This is a genomic window from Colwellia sp. BRX8-9 (assembly GCF_014077245.1).
GTDB lineage: Bacteria > Pseudomonadota > Gammaproteobacteria > Enterobacterales > Alteromonadaceae > Colwellia_A.
Map to the genome: position 1 here is coordinate 167063 of NZ_JACGVN010000003.1, position 16379 is coordinate 183441.

At 38.7% G+C, this 16379-nt stretch carries 11 protein-coding genes; 1 reads left to right on the forward strand and 10 read right to left on the reverse strand.

Annotated features, from left to right (window positions below; genetic code table 11):
- Positions 1-140: 140 nt before the first annotated feature.
- The 5 genes from H4J70_RS03815 to H4J70_RS03835 form a co-directional block, all read right to left on the reverse strand.
- Positions 141-653 (reverse strand): tyrosine-protein phosphatase, encoded by a 513-nt coding sequence (locus tag H4J70_RS03815; protein ID WP_182214931.1) that lies wholly within the window; start codon positions 651-653, stop codon positions 141-143.
- A 48-nt stretch (positions 654-701) separates the two neighbouring features.
- Positions 702-2324 carry a glycoside hydrolase family 30 beta sandwich domain-containing protein gene (locus tag H4J70_RS03820; protein WP_259367990.1) on the reverse strand — a complete coding sequence of 541 codons (1623 nt, stop codon included), beginning with the start codon at positions 2322-2324 and terminating at the stop codon, positions 702-704.
- 156 nt (positions 2325-2480) lie between these two features.
- The gene (locus H4J70_RS03825; RefSeq protein ID WP_182214928.1) at positions 2481-3248 is read right to left on the reverse strand and encodes a sugar-binding protein; all 768 of its coding nucleotides are present in this window, start codon (positions 3246-3248) and stop codon (positions 2481-2483) included.
- 200 nt (positions 3249-3448) lie between these two features.
- Positions 3449-4270, reverse strand: a complete 822-nt coding sequence (locus H4J70_RS03830) for a LytTR family DNA-binding domain-containing protein (protein WP_182214926.1) — start codon at positions 4268-4270, stop codon at positions 3449-3451.
- A gap of 15 nt (positions 4271-4285) precedes the next feature.
- Complete coding sequence (locus H4J70_RS03835; protein WP_182250648.1) at positions 4286-5452, reverse strand: sensor histidine kinase; 1167 nt, start codon at positions 5450-5452, stop codon at positions 4286-4288.
- Positions 5453-5861: 409 nt separating this feature from the next.
- On the opposite strand from H4J70_RS03835, the gene H4J70_RS03840 reads away from it, so the two are divergent.
- Entirely contained in the window at positions 5862-7772 is a 1911-nt protein-coding gene (locus H4J70_RS03840; protein WP_182214922.1) for a methyl-accepting chemotaxis protein, read from the forward strand.
- A 154-nt stretch (positions 7773-7926) separates the two neighbouring features.
- Here H4J70_RS03840 and H4J70_RS03845 read toward each other — a convergent pair whose 3' ends face one another.
- From H4J70_RS03845 to H4J70_RS03865, 5 genes are all read right to left on the reverse strand, one after another.
- The gene (locus H4J70_RS03845) at positions 7927-8919 is read right to left on the reverse strand and encodes a glycosyl hydrolase family 17 protein (RefSeq protein WP_220465246.1); all 993 of its coding nucleotides are present in this window, start codon (positions 8917-8919) and stop codon (positions 7927-7929) included.
- On the reverse strand, positions 8912-9799 hold the full coding sequence (locus H4J70_RS03850) for a glycosyl hydrolase family 17 protein (RefSeq protein WP_182214921.1): 888 nt from the start codon (positions 9797-9799) through the stop codon (positions 8912-8914). Before H4J70_RS03850 ends, H4J70_RS03845 begins: the two co-directional genes overlap by 8 nt.
- 93 nt (positions 9800-9892) lie before the next feature.
- On the reverse strand, positions 9893-13339 hold the full coding sequence (locus H4J70_RS03855; RefSeq protein ID WP_182250649.1) for a hypothetical protein: 3447 nt from the start codon (positions 13337-13339) through the stop codon (positions 9893-9895).
- 99 nt (positions 13340-13438) lie between these two features.
- Complete coding sequence (locus H4J70_RS03860) at positions 13439-14851, reverse strand: malectin domain-containing carbohydrate-binding protein (protein WP_182250650.1); 1413 nt, start codon at positions 14849-14851, stop codon at positions 13439-13441.
- A 156-nt stretch (positions 14852-15007) separates the two neighbouring features.
- On the reverse strand, positions 15008-16336 hold the full coding sequence (locus tag H4J70_RS03865; protein WP_182250651.1) for a glycoside-pentoside-hexuronide (GPH):cation symporter: 1329 nt from the start codon (positions 16334-16336) through the stop codon (positions 15008-15010).
- Between the last annotated feature and the right edge of the window lie 43 nt (positions 16337-16379).

The window sequence follows — 16379 nt, forward strand, 5'->3', positions numbered from 1 at the left end:
GCGAATTTAAATAACACCGTAAGTTGAATTAACACGATAGCAGACAAAATTAAATCGCTAAAGGGTTTAACTAATTACCTCTGAGCTAAGTTAACATGAAATCAGTACTCTTCTGGCTGAAAAGTGGCTTTATATTGTTATCAAAACAGTGTCTCGGCTTTTGTTAACTGACGATTCAAATAATCTCGTTGTTTTTTAATTTTCAAAGCTTTAGGTTTCACTTTTTGTACTTCTGTAACAATTTTATCGACTGGCCAACCTAGTGCTAATAGTAATAGAGCAATAACAGTTCCCGTTCGGCCTGTGCCGCCTTTACAATGAATAGCCACCGTACCTTTATTCTTCAATTCATCGACTATGGTCGTTTTATTTATTGCCCATTGCGCTTCAAAAGCAGTACTCGGCGCTTCATCATCAATAATTGGCAATTGTAGCCAACTAAGCTGATACTGGCGACAGAGTTCAGGTAAAGAAAGTACCTTGTTACTTGCCATTTCTTCATCAAACATTAATGTGATCAGCATTGAAACACCCTCTTGCTTCAACTGCTTAAGTGATTGTTCAAGGCTAACTAATTTAGTGCCAGGACAAGGGGTAAATATCAGCTTAGCACCGTTATCCAGCGCTATAACTTCAAAGGGATGTTTATTCACTTAATCTTTACTCTTATTAATTATATGGCTTGTTAAAACGATTAAAAACTAAAGCTTAACACGTACTGTTTGCACGGCATTAGCGGCAATAGTTACTTGCGCATATTGACTACCAATTTGTAATGAATAATTTATTGGTGCTTTAGTGGTATTAAGTAACTGTACACTGACCAAACCATTGTCATTAATTGCAGCGCTGGCGTGTAAAGCATCTTTGTCTAAACCTTCTAACTGCTGATTAACCTGTAATGCCGTATCACCTGGTCGAATGGTTTTACTAAATTGTGCTAATACATAATAAATCGGGGTGTAATAAACCTCACCTGTGTCAGTATCAATCATGATAGGTGCACCACAAAAGTTACCTACGTGATTAGGCCCACCATGCTTATCGAGTACGATATTCCAATCTATCCAGCCCTCTAACCAATGATCTAAACTAACAATAATATTACGTGCATAACGATGAACGGGGGTGTAAATCGGATGATCCTCAGGTTTAGGTGCCCAAGTTGCGGTGTACGCCCAGTCGGTCGCATTTTCGTTCCACCAAAAATCATCATTATTGAACCAGTTACTTTCTTTAAAGCGGACAGGATCTAAGATACCTGCTGGTGCATCTTTACCTAGATCATCAATCGTGCCTTCGGTATGTATAATTGAAAACTCTGGAAATTTTTCATGAACCCGGTCAAACACATCTTCATTAACTTGATTACTGCTTTCGTACCAATGAACGGCTGTACCATAAACATACTCAGACGTTTCTTTATCCCCGAGTATTTCATCAGTCCAATGCTCCATTTCATCACGATTTTGGTCATAAATAAGTAATTTAACCGCTTTGTGCGCACTCGCTTTTAATTTTGGTCCTAAATGGTCCTTAATAAAAGTATTTTGGCTTTTAGGCGTAAAATGCATACTTTCCCATTGACCACTGTTGCCATGAGGTTCATTTACTGGCGTTAGTGCCCAGAGTTCAATACCTTCTTGCTGATATGCATCGAGGTACTTAATAAGATAGTCTGCATAAGTAGCGACGTACTGTGGTTTTAATTCGCCGCCCGTGCCTTGGTGATTATTTTCAGGTGTTGGTTTAACATAATAGTCTTCAATTGTTTTCATCCAAGGTGGCGCAGTCCATGCGGAAGCGACAATTTTTAAATCTTTATCGACTTGCTGATTTTTTATCGCGTAAGCTTCTTTTATCATTGGCAACAAATCAAATTTCTCATCTTTAATACCAGGGTAATCTTGAGCGCTAAAACCATCGCTATCTACCGCGATACTGAATGATGTTAAGTTAGCGTCATCTTTACGTTCTGCATATGAATAGCGACCGTCCACGGCAAAGTCTGTTGCGCCAATATGCGTGCGTGCTATTGAAAAATTAGCGCCCTTTTCGCCATAAATATTTTCCATCACCTCTGCACGCTTATCTTTAGGTAAGTGTGCAAGCACAAAAGCGGAAGATTCAGTGAACGATGTACCAATACCAACAATCTTTTGTTTTTTAATATCTGGCCTTACCACAATAACCTTGCCCGTAGCTTTACCTTGTTGAAAGCTTAAATTCTGCTGTGGCGCTATTTTGTCACCGGCTTCGCTAGTCAGTAATATTTCTTGGGTCATTGAAAGCTGGTAATTAATATCGGTGGTGTCTTTATTCATTTGAGTTGCCTGATTTACCGGTGCACAACTCATTATGGTGAGAGAAGTGATTGTTATAATAAATAACTTATGGATGAATTTTTTTTCAATATTGTTCATTTTATAATGCTCATGTCTAGGAGAGGGAAAAGAAAAACTTAACGCTTATCTAAGCGATTATTTAGCCAAGATAAGCTTACCGAACATACCCGCATCTATCCAACCACGATCGGGCGCTCCACCCTCTGCAGACTCAGAGCCAATAAAATTTTCACGTAGTTCACTGCCGTCGTTATCACAATAAGCCACCATGAGTCCCATCACTTTGCCAGCAAACAAGGCGACTGGTTTGTTAATACTGCTTGAGTCTGTTGTGGTATCTTGATATTCATCGTTATAAATATCGATGCTTAGTTCCCAAATAACCGTATTGCCTTGTTGTTTCCAGTTGCTTTGAACATGATGTGAATAGTTCTGCGGCTTTTTGTTGGTGCCTATATCTATGGCTTGGTTATCAAGAGACATATGGTAGGCAAGTGCATTATGGTTATATTGGTGATCACCGCCAGAGAAATCTTCATCAATAAAAATCTCTAAGCAATCGTCATCCCAATATTGGCTCAAGGGGTCGCGATGGGTATCAATGAGAATGTCATCAATAATTTCAGCCATAATATATAATTTAGCTTGCGTCCAAACCACTTTGTATCGGCCTTGAAAGTCTTCTTTTGAAAATTCTGGACCTAACCATCGTTGATCTAAATTTTGCCACTGTGCTAATTGCCAAACACTTTCATTGGCAATACCATCAACACTTGGCGCTTTTTCAGCATGTGGTGCATAATAATTAAGTCGATTAGCCGCGTGACTATCGGCTGCATAGCAAGGCACTATTAATGCCATAGAAAAAATGGACGCAATAATTATCTGTTTAATACTTAACATTTAATATCCCTTAATTAACAATGACTGTTTACCCAAGTGAGTAACATCTACAGTTATATCAATCATCTAATGAGCGGCTTTTTTTAACAACCGTATTACGATAAAGGGGATTTTAGAAGCGGTAGGCTGGTCAATATAGGGCAATAACAAGATCACTTAAATAAAAAATGGCATATTGACCACGAGTCGTCGTCAATATACTACATGTCAGTTAAAAAACTCTTGATCACTTCTCGATAATTACGGCTCACTTTAACTTGGTCATATTCACCTAATTTAAGAAAAAACTCACCTTTAGTATGCGGGATCACTTTTTGAATATAATTAAGATTAACAATCGTTGAACGGTGCACACGTTTAAACATTTCAGAGTCTAAATCTTCTAGCAAATTTTTCAAGGTGCAGCGTTTAATATGAGTAACGCCTTGCGCATGAACACAAACATAATCTCCTGCTGCGTCAACCCATTCAATATCGGTTTGTTTTAACAAGGTTATATCGTCTCGGTCTTTAATGACGATTTTACGCTCAACTTTGTCGGTATTAAGCTTAGGAAGGCTGATACTCTGCGAAGAAGCATTATCAGGGTTTTCCATTTCATTGATTGAGTCTATCGCACTAATAATGCGAGATTTGTTTAAAGTGTCTTCATCACTTTCACAACGAACCAACGCACGCTGAATGGCGCGCTGAATTCGTTCGTCATCAATAGGTTTAAGAATATAGTCAACGGCATGCACATCAAACGCATCTAAAGCATATTGCTCAAATGCGGTCGTGAAAACCACCATAGGAACAATATCAGATTGTAATTTTTTAATAACGCCAAAACCATCAACACCTGGCATCTGTATATCTAAAAAGAGTAAATCAGGTGCTAAGGCCATCGTCGCTTCAATCGCTTCACGGCCATTTTTACATTCTGCAATAATTTCTATTTCAGGAATTTTATTTAACTTTGCACGCAAGAGATTAAGCGCTAAAGGCTCATCATCAACAATAATTGTTCTTAACTTATTCATAAATTTAACTCACCGTCATTGAGTTTGGTACTGGCTAGCAGGTGTTATTTCATAAAGCGTTTCAAAAGGCAGCTTAATGATAGTTTTTAAACCACCTGATGGGATAATATTAAGGTTAAATACGTAGTCATCTGTATATAACACTTTAAGTCTTTCATCGATATTACGCAAGCCGACACCTCGACTCCTTTTTCCTTTCATTTTACTACCGTCAACCGCGGTTCCAGAACCGGTATCACTTAACTCTAACACCAACATTTTATCAACAACGTCAGCCCATAGACTAATAGTGCCACCCTCTTCATTTTGAGCGATAACATGTTTCATTGAGTTTTCAATAATAGGTTGTATTAATAAACTCGGTATTAAAGCTAACTTTGCTTTATCAGAAATTTTAAAATCTAATTTAAGTCGCTCGCCAAAACGGGTTTTCTCTATTTCTAAATATAAGTTAAGTGCGATAATTTCAAATTCTAACGCAATTTTAGTATCAGGGTTATTGTCTAATGAATAACGTAAAAACTTACTTAATTGAACGGTCATCCGCTGAGCTTTCTCTGGAGCTTCGCATTCGATCAGAGAATTAATGGCATTGAGGGTGTTACAAAGAAAATGAGGGTTGAGTTGGTAACGTAACATTTTTATTTTTGCATCTCGGGCTACCGATTGCGCGTTCACTCTTTTTAATTGCTCTTCTTTAGCTTCCGCTGCCTTTGAAAGCAACATTTTATGCTCAAATTGCAACAATTGATAATAGCGAATACCATGAAAAAAACCGGTCCAACAAAAGAAAATAAAAATACTACTAAAATACCAGCCGCCAAACTCGTCCCAATTACCGGCAGAGCTGGTCAGTTCTATATAAAGTTTGACTCGGATAAGTGTCCAAATAAAGGAAATACAAATCACTGAAACGATGGTTATCAGTACGCGGGTAAAAATAGGTGAGTGCCAACACCTCATGAAAATCCAATACAGTGGCAATGAACAAAATATCCCCACAACAGACTGCCAAAAAGTGTGATTAAGGTGCTCGACATCGATTTGGACATACCAAAGTGTCAGTGATATCAGACTAATTAATGAAACGAAAGACCAAAAGCAGATTTGTAAAACCCAAAATAGATACTCTGGCTTTTTTGAAATAAATTTATTGAAACGTAATAGTGGGTTGTCAGACATATTTGCTCCGAAATCATCTGATATTATACTACCCCTTCCACCACTGATGGTCGAATAAAAATTTCCTTACTATCGTTGCTAAAGACCGTTTCATCTCATTAAGGTAAAAATAGCTTAACTTAACTTAACTTACTGAGTCATTAAGTCAGTAAGTTAATCGATAGTTCATTGTCATCAAAAAATATTTTTGGTATTTAAATAAAGTGATTTTATATTTAATCAGCTGAAATAATTAGCTATCTTGAAAGAAAGTTAAATTGTTGTGGTTTTAAATGGTGCGACTACATGGATATGTTAAGCTCAAGCAAATTGAGAGCGAATCTATTTTAAAACCCTTATAAAAAGGATTTTATGGACAAATCGCCGTAACCGAAAAGTTTGTGGAAAACTTGCAAATAGGATCTATTTAATGAGATTTTTAACCACCCTTTCTATCCGATCTAAGTTAGTCATTGCCATGTTAATGGCCGTTATCATATCGACCAGCATTGTTGGCTTTGTTGGCCACTCAAAAGCCAAAGAACTTCTTATATCCAGACTACAACAATCAGATTTACCTAATCTCCTGCTGCGCGTTCGTAATGCAGTCGACGGTGAAATTTCTGAAATGAAAGTGTTAACAAAATCTATTGCCACTAACCCTTTTCTACTTGATTGGATAGAGTCTGGTGCCAGCAAAGACAATGAAGCTAACGTTATTAGCATGCTGAGTAACATCGCTAAAGATAACAATTTAAGTAATGCTTCCTTCGCCGATCGAAAAACAGCTAAATATTGGAACCAAGATGGCTTTCTTCGTGTTCTCAAAGATGACAGTCTTGATGGTTGGTTTTTTGCATTTACCAATAGTAATAAAGAAGAGTCGGCAAGTACCTACGCTTATCCGAATGGTAATGTAGATGTTTTTATCAACTATCAACAACTTAATGGACGAGGTGTTTCTGGATTATCTAAATCATTTAATGACATGGTTAGTTACCTAAACAGCTTTAAAATTGAAGAGTCAGGTTTAGTGTATCTTGTTGATCACTCGGGGTTGGTAAAAATCCATCAAGATAAAGCAAAAAGTGAAAAGGCGAACTTGACTGATATATATAAAGATATAAATTTTCAAACGCTGTTATCAAAAGAACAATTTTCTTTTCAAGAAACAGAAAGTTTAATCGTGGCGACAAGCTATATCTCAAGTTTGGGTTGGTATGTTGTTGCAGAAGTGCCAAAGGCTGAATTGTACTTAGCGTTGAACGAGTCACGAAATTATATGCTGATTTGGTTTGCCATTATTGTCGTAGTGTTTATTTTGATCAGTATCATTTTTGCAAAAAGTTTAACGCAACCTATCAATGACCTTGCTGGATTATTTAAAGCCTTGGGTGATGGTGAAGGCGACCTTAGTTACCGACTAAGTGAGAGCGGCAGCGAAGAAGTCTCACGTTTGGCCCATGGTTTTAATACTTTTATCAGTAAAATACACTCGGTAGTTAATGATGTCGCTAAAACATCAAAAGATGTCCGCCAAGCATCGTTAGATGTTTCCCAAGATGCAGAGCAGTCAAAACTCGATGCTGAAGGTCAGCGTGACATCGCCACACAAGTTGCAACGGCTATTAGTGAAATGGGTTCAACCATTACAGAAATTGCAGCAAACGCCGCACATGCGGCTGACTCGACCAGCGAAGCGATAACCCAAGCTAAAAATGCACAAGTTGTTGTTAAAGAATCAACTGAGAATATTTACCAGATGGCACAAAATATGGATTCTGTGTCTGTTACCATTGAATCTTTAGCGAATAAAAGCAACGCTATTAGCAGTGTGCTTGATGTTATACGAGGAATTTCAGAGCAAACAAATTTACTGGCATTAAATGCCGCGATTGAGGCTGCTCGTGCAGGCGAACAAGGTCGTGGTTTTGCGGTGGTCGCTGATGAAGTTCGTAACTTAGCGAAGCGCACCAGTGAGTCCACTGATGAAATTAATAAAATGATCAACCTTTTGCAATCAGAGTCTCAGCGAGCCGTTGATAGCGTGAGGGAAAGCAAAGTGACCGCCGAAGTTGGCGCAACGGATGCTCAACAGACAACAGAGGCACTTGAGGAAATTGTTGCTAATATTCAGCTCATTTCAGATCTAAATACTCAGGTGGCCACAGCAACAGAAGAGCAAGCAGCCGTTGTTGGTGAAATTAATATTCACGTTCATACGATAAGCGATAGCACAGAAAACAGTGCGCAAATATCAACCCGTATAGCCTCTTCAAGTGAATCACTTACTGCAATGGCAATGAATCTTGATAGCTTGGTCAAACGCTTTAAAATATAAGGGAAAGGTTAATGGCTTGGGTGAATAAGGGATTTTCAATCATTTAGTCTTTAATTTGACCAATAAAATAAAACCCAACGACTTTGATCGAGCAATATTTGCTGACAAAATCCTTGGGTTATTACTTTTATTGACAGTTAAACTTTAACGAAAACTAAGCAACAGCATTGTTTTTGTTAATGTTTATAACCTCGTTTGGATAAATATTTTTCATCACTAACTTAGGCGTACGGTCGACTTTAAAGAGTCCCCAATGTTTTTCAGGTTCTAATTTATCAGGAGATCCTTTCCATGGTTCATCAAAGGCTTCAAAGACAAAGGTCAGTATTTTTTCTTCTGTCGTCCAAGCAAGTAGTTGCTGATAATATTCTGCCTGTAGTACTTCGTTAGCATTCCAAGGCTCTATGCCCCGTCCATTTGATGCCGTTGTCCAACCCGCTTCGGTAATTATCACCGGTTTGTCAGGATAATGATGGGCAACACTGTAATAATTTTGTTTGGTATATTCGAGTGCATCTTCCATCGTTCTGTATTCCCAGGCAGGGTAAGTATGAATGGAAATAAAATCTAGTTCAGCAACCAAGGGCTCAAGTTTGTATGTCCAAGGGACATAGTTTTCACAAAAAGTTACCGGTTGATGAATTTCTTTTTTAATTTGTTTTACATAGTTTACTAAACTATCGACAGGTACCATATGGTCTGTCCATTCGACACTCGCTTCATTACCGACAGAAACTGAAAATACAATATCATCATACTTTTTGGTAAGTGCGATCATACTATGAATTTCATCACAATTTTTCTGACGATTAGCATTAATAACTTCTTGACTAAAATCAGCCCCCCAAGGACAGTTAGGGTTACTCATTTCTGCTGCCATATCGACGCCTAGCATTACTTTGAAATGCAGTTTTTCAGTTTTAATAACATCAAGAACAAGTTCGGCGTGTGGTCCACAATCGTAAAGTCGAAGGTAACTCCAATTTTTTTTCAAAATAAGTAAGTCTTCTTTAACTTCATTATAACTTGGGTAAAGACCTTCTCTTGGATTTTGCCCGTCACGATAGCCAGAATAACAAATAGCATTTTCATGAACTAATTTCATCGAACTAATTGTTGCTACTTTATCACTGTGTTTTTTAAACATACTTTAATTTCCCGTTTTTATCCCAAAGTCCCCAATGCGCGCCAACACCGCCTTCATCTTTAACTTTCCAAACCTCATCAAATGATGAAAAATAGAAGACCGCTATATTCTCTTCTTCTGCCCACTGATAAGTACCTAAAAAGTACTTAATGGCGTTTTCATAAGATGGCACAGCACCCCACTCTGCTGGACCTTCATTCGGCCAGCCAGTTTCAGTGATAATAACTTTTTTACCCTTGCCAGCTTTAATAGCACGGCGATACATGTCTTTCATGTAAAGAATGGAGTACTCAAGGGCACAGCCTTCCCAAAAAGGATAACAATTCGCTAAGATCAAGTCGCAGGCGTCGGTAACCTTGGGATGTTCTTCAAATTCATAATAAGCGTCAACATAGCCTACTTCGATACCCGGTAATGCTGCTTTTACACGATTAATGTAAGCGATTAATTGTCCTTCACTTAAGTCTTCACGCAGTAGGACTTCATTGCCAACGGCAACAATATCGGCATAACCTTGTTGTGCAACCGCTATCAGGTTGTTGATTTCTTTCTCATTATTTTCTAAATCATCATCTAGCCACGCACCGACTAAGGTTTTTAAACCTTGCTGCTTTGCTATCTTGGGGATATTTTCATTACCATCAGTACAAGAAAAAGAACGGATCCAGTTAATACTAGGAGAAATAATCGCCATACGTGCCGATATCTGTGCCTCGCTTATCTTAGTGCCAGGCCCTTGCCCTTCGGTATAAGGGCTAAAGGAAATACCATGAATTTTATTATCAAGTACCCCATTAACAGCACTTTGTAAGTCTTCTCTAGAAGAATGACCAAGATTCATTCCAGCCAATGACATATGCTTATTGTATTTACTCGACATGCTCGTCTCCGATAACCATCGTTATATATAATTGACGGGGTATTGATACCCCGTCTTTAATCAAACAACCAAAAAAATCATGCTAAATAATGATTAATAGAATAAATTATCAGTTGATATCGTTAAGGTTAATTGCTGTATTTGACCGCTTCTAAGAAACAGCTCAGTGCTCTCTTTAGCAGGTAAACTCAACGCTGAAAATGTGTGCTGTTTACCGTCTTTATAAGTCACCATTAACGAAGGTTCAACTTCATCGTTAAGCTGGTAAACAATTGGAACCTGACACCATGTAAAGGCGAGTCCCATTGCTGGCACCGTTATTTCTTGCCAATTTTTGTTAACATCTAGGTAGCGAAATGGCTTTGCTTGTTGAATAAATTCACATGATTGCAATAAGCTTGGTTCAAACGAGACAACACCTGCGTTAACGCGCAGACCTAACTCGCCAAAACGTGAAAGTATTTCTTCTTTCACTTGTCCGGTCATACCCGGTTGTTGCGCACCCGAATGTTTAGGGGTATGAGAGTATGGGTCCATTGGAAATGCACCATATTCAAGTGGCGTTTTGTTGAAACCAATACCGTCACGAACTCGATAGTATAAACTGGCAATTTGTCGTCTTACCTCGTCACTTTCACCTTGATCAACACAGTTAAAAAAGTTTTCTTCTACCGCTAACATCAGCTTAGAAACCATGTGCCAATAGATACAGCCCAATCCTTCAAAACCAAACATACCACCAGAGCGGCCAGTAAAAGCTTGATGATTAAAGGTTTGCTCATAAAGATCAAAAATCGCTGTTTTATCAGTTGTCAGTGCCTGAGGATATTCTTGACTAAGCTCTGTTAATTTATCTTGTAGAACATTGCTATTAGTAATATCAGCATTGAAGCGATATTGACCATCAATATCTTGCAAAATGATACGTTCATCAGCTTGTTTAAGCATCTGTTGCAGCGAAGTGTTTTCTTGTACCTGCTGGGCATCAACACAATTTTTTTCTAAAAAGCTTGGTAGCTTTCTATCGGGGTAAAGCATAAAACTTTTTTGATCGGGGCGATAAACATCACTCGCAAAAAGCGCTTCGAGTACATCAACCACTTGTTTTGGTTTAAGTGCACCAGAACTTAAGGCAGCAACCTGTCCTTCGAGCATTGGGTACAGATTTTTAACCTTGGAGGTCTTATTTTCTAGGCTCAATAAATTATAAGCGTTATATAATCCGTCGGCGCGTTCATTGGTCTCAATCGTATGTTCAATCGCTTGTAGGGCATCACTTAACATCGCACTGATCTGACTAATCTGCTGATGCGTCTTACCACTAAAACCTTCTTGGCTATAGATAGCTTGACGGTAATGGCTTGCTGCCATGCCTAGTTCTGCAGTACTTTGATAGCGTACCTCAGCAGTTACTGGCTCAGGGGTTAACGTTGAAACTAAATGTGTTAATGCGTTTGCCGTATCAGTCAACCATAAGTTAACTTCAATAGACAACTCAACATCTTGTGTTTCATTAGCAATTAACTCTTGGAAAAAACAAACATAACGACGCAAGTAACATAAGGTCACCATAGATAAACCTTGCCCAACTAAAGCATTGTTTGCATCATTCCACTCGGGTCTTTGGGTATTTAACCAAATGCCGCCATCAACCACTAAATTACCCAATTTAGACAATAAGGGCACTAATAATTTTTCCAACAAGTTAACTTGATAAACATCACCCTTGGCGTCAAGGACCAGTTTGCCATCAGCCCCCATTGTTTTAACACGTTGCTCAATGTTAAGCGCGAGCGACTCATCATAGGTGACGGTGCTTTTAGCATCTTTAACCAAGTCATCAAATGACTTAATACGATAAGGCACATTGGCATAACTGAAAAGTGTTTGGCGCAGCATTGCAGTCAATTTTTCTGGATGAAATTGCTTCGACAGCTCAAGCATCTTTTGTAAGTAAATTATTTGATGATCACCCCAATAGCCAATATAGCTCCACGGGTCATCAGGTTCTTCTACTTCCCAGTCGATGCCTTCTTTGGTAATTCTATAAGGATTATAACCATCCATCGTCGAAGCATTAACAAACTTGGCAACAACACTTTCAATAAATTGCGGGTAGCTATACGTTAATGCCTCCCAGTTTTGAAAAATATCTCGCCAATTTCCTTGGTAAGTTAACAAACGCTTATTGTTTTCATCCACTAATTTAATAGCGAACTGGTTCCATGGACGACTCGGATCGCCATGACGACGACCAAATGAAATAGGTAAATATTCAGAAGCTAAGCGCTCAAGTTGACTATCGCCAGACGTTTTAATTTCTGTCAGTAATTCCACAAAATCTAACTTTTCCGGCAAGCTGTCTAACAGCGCTTGATTGCGTTGATAAACCTTATGGTTAAATAAATTAATCGTCTTGGTAAAATCATCTGCAGAGATCTGATACTGATCGTCAAAAATACCACCACGCAAGGCATTAAATAAAACATTAGCATAGTGATGCTCGGCAACACTCTCTTCACCCGTTAATTGAAAACCATCAACAGAAGCCATAATACGTGCTAATTCATCAGAGCCATTCGCTATAGAATCGTTGATATTTTCGTCGAGTTTATTTCGTTCGCCTAGCTGACGACGCAAGACAACAGATTGACTTTGAGTCTGCTCAATATTAGCAATAAATTGCCATTTTTTATCACTGTGCGGCTTAAGTTCAAGGGTAGTATTCACTAAATATGCGCCACGAATACCTCGCTTTGTTGTTTCCTGTTCAACCTGTTCGCCACGTCGAAAAGCACTTAACTGCTCAGATGAGAGTAAGATATTAGTGTTATCTAAACCAAGGCAAAAAACCGTATTGGCTTTTAATGACTCACAAGGCTCTGCTCTATCGGTGATGCCCGAAAACAAAGTAAAAAAGGCAAGACCTGAACTTTCATCTAACTCGGTCCACTTATAGGCATCCACTAAATTGCTTGAATTTGTTTGCGTAAAGCGCGGTGTACCTGCAGGTAAAACATTCTGAAAACCATCAATAATTTCAACACTTAAAGGTTTATCTGATAAGTTCTCTAATTCACACTTCCTTACAAAACCATAAGTGTCGCTCGTTGCCCAGGTATAGCGAAAGGCTAACTGCAAATCATTATGAATTTCTTCAAAACACAGTTTATTGCCTAAAACGTTCTTGTATAAGTTTCTGGTGATATTAAAACGAAGTTCATGCTCACGATTAAAGGGTTCCCAATCAACCTTTTCACTACCCGTATTAACACGTAGTAGGGTTTTACACCCCGTATTTAACTCACTTTCATGAATTTTGTCTACGGTAATATAAGGAAATAAAGGCGTCTCTGGCGATACACGCCCCGCGGTTAATCCACCCGTTGATGAAACGAATAGCCAATGGTCACTATTAGAAATAACGCTAACAAAAAAAGGAGCCATCTTATTAACATTGTTAATGGCATAAAAACGTTCGTCAGCGATAGTGACAAATTCACCGGTCACTTGATTGTTGTGGGTATTACATATTTTCATTTTTAATTCCTACCTAAACTCAAGGTACTTTACTGTTCTAAATAATTGAATAAATTGATAGATAAACGTTTAAATTCATCTATTTCTAAAATTTACGGTTTACTGATTTAAGGGTTTAAATATTCTGACAAAGTCAACTTCCATTGATACCGGAAAAATACTGTCATCTATCGGGCCACCTGCTTTGCCCCACATACCGCCAATCGCGAGATTTAAAATAACGTGGTAAGGATGATCGTAAGGCCAAGCGCGCCAGCCGCTAGATTCATTGCTATAAAAGAAATAAGGCACATTATCAAACAATACGGTAATACTCTCTGGCGTCCACTCAACGGAGTAAAGATGAAAGGCTTTTTCAACATCTTGACCTTCGATACTGCCCTTTCGTTGTTCCCAATTCGCCCAATAATAAGCTTTATTATGTACGGTGCCATGAATGGTTTGCATGTCGTAACCAACGTGTTCCATGATGTCTATTTCACCCGAGTTGGGCCAAGCATCACAGGTTGCACTGCCTTGCCAATCTTCATTTTCTTGACAGGTGCTTGAATATTTAAAAGGATTACTAGGCAACATCCAAATAGCTGACCAAGTGCCTTGCCCTGCCGGTAACTTAGCTCGAACGTCGACACGTCCGTAAAGAAAGTCGCCTTTACCTTGTGAGTGAATACGGCCAGAGGTATATTTTGCATCATCTAAATTTTCTTTGTAGGCGGTGATCACTAAATTACCGTCTTTTACATGGACATTTTTGAGGTTATCGGTATAAGTTTGATCTTCACTGTTCACCTTACGAGCAGGCCAAATATCATAACTCCATTTATTTGGATCTGGCTTACCTTGATAATTAAATTCATCACTCCAAACTAATTGCCATTGCTTTGACTCAATTTCTTTTTTACGGACAATTAGGGCACTAAGGATTGGCTGCCCGTTGATCGCTTCAAAGTTTATATCTAGCTGTCCATCGGTCACTTCAACATTATAAACAGCTCGTGCTAAGGCCGAGATATGCTTACCATCTCGAGCAAGCCTGACATTTAAATCGCTAATAACCAGCTTGTCCTCAGCAAAAACATTGAAGACTCGGGCATCCATAGCAGTATCTTCAGGTTCAGCAAATTTAAAAATGATATCGTATTGGCCATTTTCCATGGGTTGCTTGATGCCAATATTACCAAAGCGAAAAGATTGATAAATAAAACTATCTTGTGAGCCTTTGATATTTTCAATCGTACCTATATCACCGGAAGTTATCGATTGATCTGCTTGATAGCTTATACCGTCAACACCAACATATTCACTGCCACCAACATTAATTGCCCAAACTACCGTGTTATTTTTTTCACTATGATCACTTTGCTTGTCGCCCTGATGAGCAGAAGCTAAATGAGCATCATCGGACTGATAACTTTCATCGTCGCTTATCAGTGCTCGGCCAATAAGTAATACAGGGATCAAGATTAAAACCAAGACCAGCAATGATTTTTTGTTACTTTGTTTATTCTTCATGGTATTGAAGCTCCAAATTCATAACGCCATCTCAGCTACGTAGCATTATTTATTAGCAATATTGAGAGCAACAATAAGGGAACTAGAATGTATCGCAATCAAAACAAGGCAAGATGGACTAGCCTTGCGGTAAAAACGACACTTCTGACATAGCGGCTAAGCCCCGTGAGTCTTTAAGGCTAAATGTATTTGTTCAACTTTTTCTTTGTTAAGCACATACTTTCGCATGACCCAAGCAACAAGTATTGAACCTAATGCGGGGTAAACAGTGAATGATAGTAAAATACCCTCTTTAGCTGTTTCTGTTTGTTCAACGTCTGCTTGATAGCCATAATAAGCCAGTAACCAACCGGCGAAAGCGCCACCAAAAGCGACACCTAATTTGATAAAAAACACCACCGAAGAATAGACCATGCCGGTTATGCGAACACCCGTTTTCCAATGACCATAATCAATGGTGTCAGCCATCTTTGCCCACAACAAAGGCGTTGCCATTTGTAAAAAGAAGCTCCATAAAAAAAACAAAGCAAAGGCGGTGGTTACTTGATCTTTGGGGACAAAATAACTCATCACACAGATAAAAGCGGCGATGAGCTGTAAACTAATATAAGCCTTAATCTTGCAGACTCTTTTTGCAAGAGCTTGAGCACAAGCGCAGCCTAAAATGCTACCAATCATGCCCAGCGACATAAATAAAGTAATTTGCGCTTCGAGACCGAGCACATATTTAACATAATATATCGCTAATGTGGCTCTTAATACTTGGCCTGTTAATAAAAATAAACCTGCCAGCGACAATATTCGCCATTGATCATTTTGCCACAGTGCTTTTAAATCGTCGAAAAAGGATGTTTGCTGATTTTCAGGTACGCAAACACGTTCTTTAGTACCACTAAAACATAATAGAAACATCGCCACGCCTAAAAGGCTCATCGCGACCATAGTGAGCTGATACCCTTTGGCTTTATCACCATCACCAAAATACTCAACTAAAGGCAAAGTGCCTGCGGCAACAATTAATCCACCGAGCATTCCTAAAACGAATCGATAAGTTTGCACTGATACGCGTTCAGCAGGCTGCTTTGTTAAAACACCACCTAACGCAGAATATGGGATATTAATTGCGGTATAGACCATCATTAACGAGGTATAAGTAACAAAGGCGTATATAACCTTAGCGTTACCCGTCAAGTCTGGCGTAGTAAATGCCATAATAGAAATAATGCCAAACGGCACAGCGAGCCAAAGTAGATAAGGTCGAAATTGTCCAAAACGTGTTTTAGTACGGTCAGCAAGTGCCCCCATCAGCGGATCAGTTATCGCGTCAAATAAACGCACCACTAAAAACATAGTGCCAACAACAGCTGGCGAAATACCCACCACATCAGTATAAAAAATCAACAGGAACATCATTACCGTTTGGAAAATAATATTACTGGCGGTATCACCTAAGCCATAAGCAATTTTTTCGCGAATTGTTAACATAAAACGTCTCTTTTGATTATTAACTCAACTAACGAGCTTATAC

Bases quoted from the DNA above. Each gene is read 5' to 3' on its own strand.
- H4J70_RS03820 (WP_259367990.1), bottom strand. From the start codon at position 2,324: ATGAATAAAGACACCACCGATATTAATTACCAGCTTTCAATGACCCAA.
- H4J70_RS03825 (WP_182214928.1), bottom strand. From the start codon at position 3,248: ATGTTAAGTATTAAACAGATAATTATTGCGTCCATTTTTTCTATGGCA.
- H4J70_RS03830 (WP_182214926.1), bottom strand. From the start codon at position 4,270: ATGAATAAGTTAAGAACAATTATTGTTGATGATGAGCCTTTAGCGCTT.
- H4J70_RS03835 (WP_182250648.1), bottom strand. From the start codon at position 5,452: ATGTCTGACAACCCACTATTACGTTTCAATAAATTTATTTCAAAAAAG.
- H4J70_RS03840 (WP_182214922.1), top strand. From the start codon at position 5,862: ATGAGATTTTTAACCACCCTTTCTATCCGATCTAAGTTAGTCATTGCC.
- H4J70_RS03845 (WP_220465246.1), bottom strand. From the start codon at position 8,919: ATGTTTAAAAAACACAGTGATAAAGTAGCAACAATTAGTTCGATGAAA.
- H4J70_RS03850 (WP_182214921.1), bottom strand. From the start codon at position 9,799: ATGTCGAGTAAATACAATAAGCATATGTCATTGGCTGGAATGAATCTT.
- H4J70_RS03855 (WP_182250649.1), bottom strand. From the start codon at position 13,339: ATGAAAATATGTAATACCCACAACAATCAAGTGACCGGTGAATTTGTC.
- H4J70_RS03860 (WP_182250650.1), bottom strand. From the start codon at position 14,851: ATGAAGAATAAACAAAGTAACAAAAAATCATTGCTGGTCTTGGTTTTA.
- H4J70_RS03865 (WP_182250651.1), bottom strand. From the start codon at position 16,336: ATGTTAACAATTCGCGAAAAAATTGCTTATGGCTTAGGTGATACCGCC.